Here is an 8642-nt window from a genome sequence, read left to right on the forward strand (position 1 = left end):
GACGGATACGGCCGCGCCCGGCTGGACCCTGCATCTGCTGACGCCCGAACGGGGGGTGATCGGGGCGGCGGTGGCGGGCGCGCGCGGCCTGGCCCTGTTGATCACCAGCCTTCTGGCCCTGGGCGTGGCCGTGCTGCTGCGCCGGCGTCATCTGGCCCGCGCCAAGGCTCAGGCGGAGGAAGAAGGCCGGCTGGAGCTGGAGCGCCGCATCCACGAACGCACGCGCGAACTGCACGACGCCAATCTGGCCCTGAACCGCCAGATCGAGGAGCGCCGCCGCGCCGAGGCCGCGCGGGAGCTGCTGCGCGACGAACTGGTGCAGGCCAGCAAACTGGCCGCCCTGGGCCAGATCGTCGCCAGCGTGGCGCACGAGATCAACCAACCCGTCGCCGCCATCCGGACCTATGCAGAGACCGCGAAACTGTTGCTGAGCCGCGACCAGCCCGACAAGGTCGGAGACGTGCTTCAGCGCATCGGCGGTCTGACCAAACGGATCGGCGCCATCACCCAGGATCTGCGGCTGTTCTCACGCAAGGCCACGCCGACCATCGACGCCATCCGGCTGGAGGACGCCATCCAGGGCGGGCTGGAACTGACGCGCGGGCGGGTGGAGGAACGCGGGGTCAGACTGGAGCGGATCGGCGACGGCGACGTGCAGGTCCGCGCCCACCAGTTCCGTCTGGAACAGGTCATCGTCAATCTGATCAAGAACGCCGCCGAGGCGATGGAAGGCCAGACCGACGCCCGCCTGACCCTGGCCGTGGCGCGCGACGGCGAGCGGGTGCGGCTGATCTTCGCCGACAACGGGCCCGGCGTGGCGCCCGATGTGGCGCGCCAGCTGTTCACGCCCTTCGTCACCACCCGCGCCAACGGCCTGGGCCTGGGTCTGGTCATCTGCCGCGACATCGTCGCCAGTTTCGGGGGCGAGCTGGATCTGGTCCCCGCCGAACGGGGCGCGACCTTCGTCGCCGTCCTGAAGGCCGCCTGATGCGCCCGCCCCTGCCGCAGACCGTCGCCCTGATCGAGGACGACGCCGACTTTCGCCAGGCCCTGGTCGAACGCCTGACGCTTGAAGGACTGGAGGTGCGCGCCTTCACGGCGGCCGAGCCCGCCCTGAAGGCGCTGGACGCCGACTTCCCGGGCGTGGTCGTGACCGACCTGAGGATGCCGGGCATGGACGGCCGCCAGTTGCTGACGCGGCTGCAGGCCCTGGACCCGAGTCTGCCGGTCATCATGATCACCGGCCACGGCGACATCGCCGACGCCGTGGCCGCCATGCACGACGGCGCCTATGACTTCGTCGCCAAGCCCTTTCCGTTCGAGCGGCTGCAGGACAGCCTGAACCGGGCGCTGGAGAAGCGCAGTCTGGTGCTGGAGAACCGCCGCCTGGTCGCCATGGCCGCCGAAGGCGGGCACGAACTGCCGCTGGCCGGATCGTCGCGCGCCATCACGGCGCTGCGGGCCACCATCGCCCAGATCGCCGACGCCCGAATGGACGTGCTGATCGAAGGCGAGACCGGGGTCGGCAAGGAGGCGGTCGCGCGCGCCCTGCACAACGGAGGCCGGCGCCGGCTGGCGCCCTTCGTCGCCGTCAACTGCGGCGCCCTGCCCGACGGCCTGATCGAGAGCGAACTGTTCGGGCATGAACTGGGCGCCTTCGCCGGGGCCATGCGGCGACGGGTGGGGCATGTGGAGCGCGCCCACAACGGCTCGCTGTTTCTCGACGAGGTCGAGAGCATGCCCCTGGCGGTCCAGGTCAAGATGCTGCGGGTGCTGGAGGAGCGGGAGATCCATCCGATCGGCGCCAATGAGCCCCGGGTGCTGGACCTGCGCATCCTCGCCTCGGCCAAGATCGACCTCAGCGAGGCGGCGCGGCGCGGCGATTTCCGCGAAGACCTCTATTATCGCCTGAACGTGGTGCGGCTGCGCGTGCCGCCGCTGCGTGAGCGGCGCGAGGACATCCCCCTGCTGTTCGCCCATTTCCTGCGTCGCGCCGCAGACCGCCACGGCGTCGAGCCGCCGAGCGTGACCGACGGCGTCCGCCGCCGTCTGCTGGAAGAGGACTGGCCCGGCAATATCCGCGAACTGGCCCATTTCGCCGAACGCGTCGTCCTGGGCCTGGACGAGGGGTCCGGCGGCGCCGAGGCCGATCTGAGCCTGCCGGACCGGATGCATCGTTTCGAGGGCGAGTTGCTGCGCGGCGCGCTTCAGACCCATAGGGGCGACATCGTCTCGGTGCTGGAGGAGATGCGGATTCCGCGCAAGACCCTGTACGACAAGCTGCAGCGCCACGGACTGAAACCCGCCGACTTCCGCGCCTGACCCTCAAGCGGCGCCGCCTCAAGCAGCCCCCCCCTCAAGCAGCGACGGGGTTTTCCCGCCGTTCAGCCGCAGCCAGGGCCGCCGCCACGCCGTCGAGCAGGCCGACCAGGGTGATCGGCTTGGACAGGTGGCCGTCTGCGCCTGCAACCCGTCCCGCTTCCACATGGTCGGGCAGGGCGTTGGCGGTCAGCATGATGATCGGCGTGCGCACGCGGTTCTCCCCGGCCTCCAGGGCGCGAATGGCGGCGGTGGCCGTGAGGCCGTCCATCACCGGCATCTGCATGTCCATCAGCACCATGTCGAAGCCGCCCTTTCGGAAGGCCTCCACGGCCTGCCGCCCGTCCTCGACCGCCACCAGTTCGGTCGGCATGTCGGCCAGCATGATCTCGACGACCTTGCGGTTCGCCGGATGATCGTCGGCCAGCAGGATCCGCGCAGGGAAGGCGCGCGCGTCGGTCTCGCCGGCGTCGCCCGGGCCGAAGGGCGCGGATGGCGACTGGACGCCCCCCACCCTGGTCAGAGGGATTTCGAACCAGAAGTCGGCGCCCTCGTCCGGCCGGCCGTCGCAATCCAGCACGCCGCCCATCAGCGCGACCAGGTCTCGCGAAATGGACAGGCCCAGGCCCGTGCCGCCGAACCGGCGGGTAATGGAGCCGTCGGCCTGCTGGAACCGATTGAAGATCCGCCCCTTCTGGCCCGCATCAAAGCCGCAGCCGGTGTCGCTCACCGTGAACCGGACCCGATCTTCATCCACCGCGACGGCGGCGACGACGACGGATCCCGTTTCGGTGAACTTCAAGGCGTTGGAGATCAGGTTCGACAGGACCTGGCGCACCCGGACCACGTCGCCCTCGACGGCGCCTTCGATGGTCGGCTCGACCTCAACCCGCAGGGCGACGCCCTTTTCATCGGCGCGCGGCCGGTAGAGGGCCGCCGCGCCGCGCACCGTGTCGCCCAGATCAAAGACCGACCGTTCCAGAACGATCTGGCCCGCCTCGATCTTGGACGTGTCCAGAATGTCGGACAGCAGCCGTTCCAGGGTCACGGCCGAGGACCGGATCACTTCGACCATCTCGCGTTCACGCGGCTCCAGCCCGGCGCGCGACAAGGCGTCGGCCATGGCCACGACCCCGTTCAGGGGCGTGCGGATCTCGTGGCTCATATTCGCCAGGAATTCCGACTTGGACCGGCTGGCTTCTTCCGCGCGGCGACGGGCGATGCGCAGATCCCGGGCCTGGCTTCCCATCCACAACAGGGCGGCCAAGGCCGACAGGATGAAGATTGCGGCGATGGTCAGGATCAAGCCCTGCAATCTTGTGTTCGAGCGCGCGGTCTCCAACTGGGCGCGACGTTCGGTCAGCTTGTGCTGCATGTCGCCGGTGACCTGACGGATCCCTCCACTGAAGACGCGGGCTTCGGCGACGCGCTCGGCGCTGTTGTAGGCGCGAAGCTTGACGTAGGCTTCCGCAGCCCGGCCCTCGGCGAACAGGATCTCGGCCTCGACATGCGCCACCTCCAGCCGCGCTTCCTCTCGGTAGCGGTCTACGGTGATGCGACGGCGGATTTGCGCAAGGTCGCGCCGCGCGGACTCGATCTGTCCGGTCTGGGCGCGGGCGATGGCGCGAGCCGGCAGCAATTGCGTCGCCAGGAAGGAGGCGTCCCCCAGGTTCTCGCCATAGGGCGCCAGACATCGCAGCACGTCCCGCGGCGCCTCTGCGGCCTGGGCCACCATGGCGCACAGGCGGGCGTCATAGACCCCCAGGCTGGGCAGGCCTGCGCGCAGCGTCAGCCGGTGATGAACCTGATACAGGCGTTTCGCCTGTTCGACATCGCCCAATTGGGTCGATAGCCGGGCCAGATTGTAGACGGCGTCGAAGTCCGGCCGGGGATAGTCCGGATTGGCCAAGTCGATCTCGAACCGCCCGAAGGCGGCGGTGGCCCCATCGATGTCGTTCAGCCTCATCAGGCCGATGCCGGTCATTTCCCACAGGCCCGCCTGCGCAATCCGCGCATAGACGTCGCCCTCGGGGATCAAGGCGTCGGCGTCGGTCAGCAGCTTCAGCCCTTCGCCGATCTGATCACGATCCATCAGGGCCAGCGCCCACAATCGGGTGGCGTGCGTGCGCGCGAACCAGTCGGGCTCCATCGACGCGAGCCGGCGCATCTCGTCGGCGGCGGCCGTCTCGCCCTCGTCGTACCGCAGGGCCAGGGCGTTCAGCCGGGCGATCTGGATGTAGCGGTGGGAGCCCTGGTGACGCGCGCCTTCCATGAGCCGGTCGTTCCAGATCCTGGCCGTGTCGAACTCGCCCTGGTTCAGAAATATCCAGGCGACATGATAGAGGCGTTGCAGACCTTCGCGGTCGTTACGGCGTATCGCCTCGCGGCCGAACGCCTCAAGCGCCCTGAAATCCGTCGTGCCGGCCCTCCGTTCGACAGCCTCTGCCAGTTGAAGGGGCGTCCGCGATTGCGCCGCAGGCTGAGCTGAGACGTCCTGTACGAAAAACGCCGACAGGACGAGGGCGAGGGCAAAGGCTGCGGCTTTTATAGGCATTCGGCTTCCGATCTGATCGGAAGCTGCCATGTTTTGGTTGAATAAGGTTTATCGACCCGGTGCGGGTTGCACCTCACCTGACCTTTGTCGGAACTGCGCGTTGACCACCCCCGGGCTTTCGGCTATAGGCCCGCCCTCTTGAGATTTCCGCGCCGTGGACGTGTGCTCCGCGGCGTTTTCCGTTCGAAGGTTTGAAATGGCTAACAACCCCGGCGCCCGCAAGGCGATCCGCAAGATCGAAGCGCGGACCGAAGTGAACAAGGCGCGCCGTTCGCGCGTCCGCACCTATCTGCGCAAGTTCCAAGAAGCTCTGGCCGGCGGCGACGCCACGGCCGCCAAGACCGCCTTCGTGGAAGCCCAGTCCGAGCTGATGCGCGCCGTCTCCAAGGGCGTCGTTCACAAGAACACCGGCTCGCGCAAGGTGTCGCGTCTGGCCGCCCAGCTGAAGAAGCTGTCGGCCGCCTAAATCCTTTAACGGATTTCCCGGACACGGAATGGCTGTCGCTGTTCCGTTACGGGATTTTGCAGACTTTTCAACGGCGAAGGGGCATCAGCTCCTTCGCCGTTTTGCGTTTGGCCGTTAACCCTCTCTACGCAGGAATACGGAGTTCGGGGCGCCTGGAAGGCGAATTCCTCAAGCAGGATTAGCGTTTGACGGAGTCAAACAATTTAACTGCGAATCGACCAACGAATCAGCGTTGACCCAACCGGCTCGCAGCGTAAGTTTTGGCCTCTAACGCACTTCCATCCCAACACGGATGAAGACGGCGCGGGACGATAGTTTCGCGTTGGCGGGAGATGTCTGTCCAGGAGCTCGGCCCCGCCCGAAAAGCATCGCTTTTCGGGGCAGGAGAAGTCGTCCCTGAACCGTCGCCCTGAAGTGCCGAAGGTCGGAATGGTTTTTTGAAGCGGGTGGCTGAACAATGGTTGGGGGTGCGACGGCGATGGCGGGCGGCGTGAACGGATCGAACATGACGGATCCGGATCGCATCTGGAATGAGGCCTCGGTGCGCCTGCGCGCCGAGATCGGCGACGGTCCCTTCTCGTCCTACATCGCCCCTTCCGCCGTTCGCGTGGATTCCTCCGGCCAGCTGATCCTGGTCACGCCCACCGCCTATGCCCGAGACTGGGTCCGCAAGAACGCCCTGCGTCGCATGAACGAGCTGTGGCTGGGCCTGGACGGCCTGAACCGCCGCCTGGACGTGCGCTGCCGCGCCGAGGTGGGCTCGGCCCCTCCGGCCTCGGCCGTGATCGCGGGCAATGTCCTGGACGCCACACCGCGTCTGGCGGCCTTCGCCAGCCCGACCGTGCCCCCCATCGCCGACGGCGCCCGCGCCGTGCGCGCCGCCGGCCTTCAGGACCGCCTGACCTTCGACAGCTTCGTGGAGGGCCAGGGCAACGCCTTCGCCCTGGCCATCGCCAAACAGGTGGCCAGCTGGGCCGACGGCCACTTCAACCCGGTCTTCTTCTGCGGCCCCTACGGCTACGGCAAGACCCACCTGCTGAACGCCATCGCCTGGGAGGCCCAGCGTCTGCGGCCCGAGGCCAAGGTGGTCTATCTGACCGCCGAACGCTTCCTGTCGACCTTCGTCAAGGCGATGCAGGACCGATCGACCGCCGCCTTCAAGGAAAGCCTGCGCTCGGCCGACATGCTGCTGCTGGACGACGTCCAGTTCGTCGGCGGCAAGACCTCGACCCAGGAAGAACTGCTGTCGACCCTGACCGCCCTGATCGAGGACGGCAAACGGATCGTCTTCTCGGCCGACCGCGCGCCCATGGCCCTGACCGAGGTCGAGCCGCGCCTGCGCAGCCACCTGGCCGCCGGCCTGACCTGCCCGGTCGAGGCGGGCGACCGCGAGCTGAAGATCGCCGTGGCCCAGAACCGTCTGAAGGCCCTGTCGGCCCTGGGCGTCGTCCAGGGCGAGGCCGCGCCCGAGGTGCTGGCCCAGCTGGTGGATCGCACGCCGGGCTCGATGCGCGAGCTTGAGGGCGCCGTGAACACCCTGGCCGCCGCCGCCGGTTCGCGCCTGGCGACCGTCTCGGTGGACGAGGCCTCGATCCTGCTGGGCGCCGCCCTGCGCGGCGGCCCCGAGCGCCGGATCACCGTGGACGAGATCCAGAAGACGGTGGCCGACCACTTCAACCTGAAACAGGCCGATCTGCTGAGCGAGCGCCGCACCCGTTCGGTGGCCCGCCCGCGCCAGATGGCCATGTATCTGTGCAAGCAGCACACGACCCGCTCCTATCCCGACATCGGCCGTCGCTTCGGCGGTCGCGATCACACCACCGTCCTGCACGGTGTGCGCAAGATCGAGGAGCTGATGGCCCAGGACGACCAGATCGCCCGCGACGTCGAGGCCCTGACCCGCAAGCTGCGGGGCTGAACAATCTCCCTCCCCCATGAAGGGGACGGGAGAAACAGAAATCTGTGAACGGCTTCCGTCGCCTTCCTTGCTCCTTGCGCCCAATCCGCTAGTGTCCAAGGCCCTCTATCGCGGCGCTCCAGCCTGAGTCGCCGCATCCGGGCGAGACGACATGCAACTGACCATCGAACGATCCGCGCTCCTGAAGGCCCTGGGCCATGTGCAGAGCGTCGTCGAACGCCGAAACACCATCCCGATCCTGTCCAACGTCCTGCTCAGCGCAGGCCGGGACCGGCTGGCCTTTGCAGCCACCGACCTGGACATGGAGATGGTGGACGAGGCCGAGGCGACGGTGAACGTCGAGGGCCAGATCACCGCCCCCGCCCACACCCTGTACGAAATCGTGCGCAAGCTGCCGGAAGGCGCCGAGGTGTCGCTGCTCTATTCGGGCGACGATCCCAGGCTGGTGGTCTCGGCCGGCCGGTCGCGCTTCAACCTGCCGGTCCTGCCGGCGGGCGACTTCCCCATCATGTCCACCGACAGCGCCGGCGCCTCCTACGTCATGCCCAAGGAAGACCTGGCGCGGCTGATCGACAAGACCCGGTTCGCCGTCTCGACCGAAGAGACCCGCTATTATCTGAACGGCCTGTATCTGCACACGGTGGCCGAGGCCGGCGTCGCCCTGCTGCGCGCCGTGGCCACCGACGGCCACCGCCTGGCCCTGGCCGAGACCCCGGCGCCCGAGGGCGCGGCCGGCGGCCCCGGCGTCATCGTGCCGCGCAAGACGGTGGATCAGGTCCGCCGCCTGCTGGACGACGCCGCCGGCCCGGTCGAGATCACCGTCTCGGCCCAGAAGATCCGCTTCCAGATAGGTGAGGCGTCCCTGACCTCCAAGGTCATCGACGGCGCCTTCCCCGACTATCTGCGCGTCATTCCCAAGGGCAATGACAAACAGGCCGACATCGACAACGCCCTGTTCGCCAAGGCCGTCGACCGGGTCGCCACCATCTCGGCGGAAAAGAGCCGGTCGGTGAAACTGGCCTTCGACAACGACCGGGTGAAGCTGACCGTCCGCAACATGGAAGCCGGCCAGGCCGAGGAAGAGGTCGAGATCGGCTATTCCGACGAACCGTTCGAGATCGGCTTCAACGCCCGTTACCTGCTGGACGTCGCCGGCCAGATCACCGGCGAAAACGCCGCCTTCCGCTTCGCCGACCCGGCTTCGCCGACGCTGGTGCTCGATCCGGGCGATCCGGGCGTGCAGTATGTGCTGATGCCGCTGCGGGTGTGATCGAGTGGCGAGGGGGGGGGGGGCGGGGCTTCGCGTCTACAAAAACCGCGCCCGCCACAGCCAGATGTCGATGCGGCAGGCGTCGTCGCTCAAGCCTGGGCCTTTCGGCGAGGGC

Annotated in this window: 6 protein-coding genes; 5 read left to right on the top strand and 1 reads right to left on the bottom strand. The window is 68.0% G+C overall.

All coding sequences use genetic code 11. From position 1 onward, the window contains the following. Positions 1–988 (top strand): sensor histidine kinase (locus ER13_RS14195; RefSeq protein ID WP_035310245.1); only part of this gene is annotated, 988 nt, incomplete at its 5' end. Further along, complete coding sequence (locus ER13_RS14200) at positions 988–2322, top strand: sigma-54 dependent transcriptional regulator (protein WP_035310247.1); 1335 nt, start codon at positions 988–990, stop codon at positions 2320–2322. The genes ER13_RS14195 and ER13_RS14200, both read left to right, overlap by 1 nt. A gap of 34 nt (positions 2323–2356) precedes the next feature. Here ER13_RS14200 and ER13_RS14205 read toward each other — a convergent pair whose 3' ends face one another. Then, a complete protein-coding gene (locus tag ER13_RS14205; RefSeq protein WP_231492559.1) occupies positions 2357–4873 on the bottom strand; it encodes an ATP-binding protein in 2517 nt (838 codons plus the stop codon). Positions 4874–5069: 196 nt separating this feature from the next. Between ER13_RS14205 and rpsT the strand changes: the two genes are divergently transcribed. From rpsT to dnaN, 3 genes are all read left to right on the top strand, one after another. Next, a complete protein-coding gene (gene rpsT / locus ER13_RS14210; protein ID WP_008262250.1) occupies positions 5070–5339 on the top strand; it encodes a 30S ribosomal protein S20 in 270 nt (89 codons plus the stop codon). A 505-nt stretch (positions 5340–5844) separates the two neighbouring features. Then, on the top strand, positions 5845–7257 hold the full coding sequence (gene dnaA, locus ER13_RS14215) for a chromosomal replication initiator protein DnaA (RefSeq protein ID WP_230307730.1): 1413 nt from the start codon (positions 5845–5847) through the stop codon (positions 7255–7257). 151 nt (positions 7258–7408) lie between these two features. Beyond that, the gene (dnaN, locus tag ER13_RS14220; RefSeq protein WP_008258859.1) at positions 7409–8527 is read left to right on the top strand and encodes a DNA polymerase III subunit beta; all 1119 of its coding nucleotides are present in this window, start codon (positions 7409–7411) and stop codon (positions 8525–8527) included. The last annotated feature ends 115 nt before the right edge of the window (positions 8528–8642 follow it).

The sequence above is a fragment of the Brevundimonas sp. EAKA genome, assembly GCF_000698025.1.
Taxonomy (GTDB): Bacteria; Pseudomonadota; Alphaproteobacteria; order Caulobacterales; family Caulobacteraceae; genus Brevundimonas; species Brevundimonas mediterranea_A.

Bases quoted from the DNA above. Each gene is read 5' to 3' on its own strand.
- dnaN (WP_008258859.1), top strand. From the start codon at position 7,409: ATGCAACTGACCATCGAACGATCCGCGCTCCTGAAGGCCCTGGGCCAT.
- dnaA (WP_230307730.1), top strand. From the start codon at position 5,845: ATGACGGATCCGGATCGCATCTGGAATGAGGCCTCGGTGCGCCTGCGC.
- rpsT (WP_008262250.1), top strand. From the start codon at position 5,070: ATGGCTAACAACCCCGGCGCCCGCAAGGCGATCCGCAAGATCGAAGCG.
- ER13_RS14205 (WP_231492559.1), bottom strand. From the start codon at position 4,873: ATGCCTATAAAAGCCGCAGCCTTTGCCCTCGCCCTCGTCCTGTCGGCG.
- ER13_RS14200 (WP_035310247.1), top strand. From the start codon at position 988: ATGCGCCCGCCCCTGCCGCAGACCGTCGCCCTGATCGAGGACGACGCC.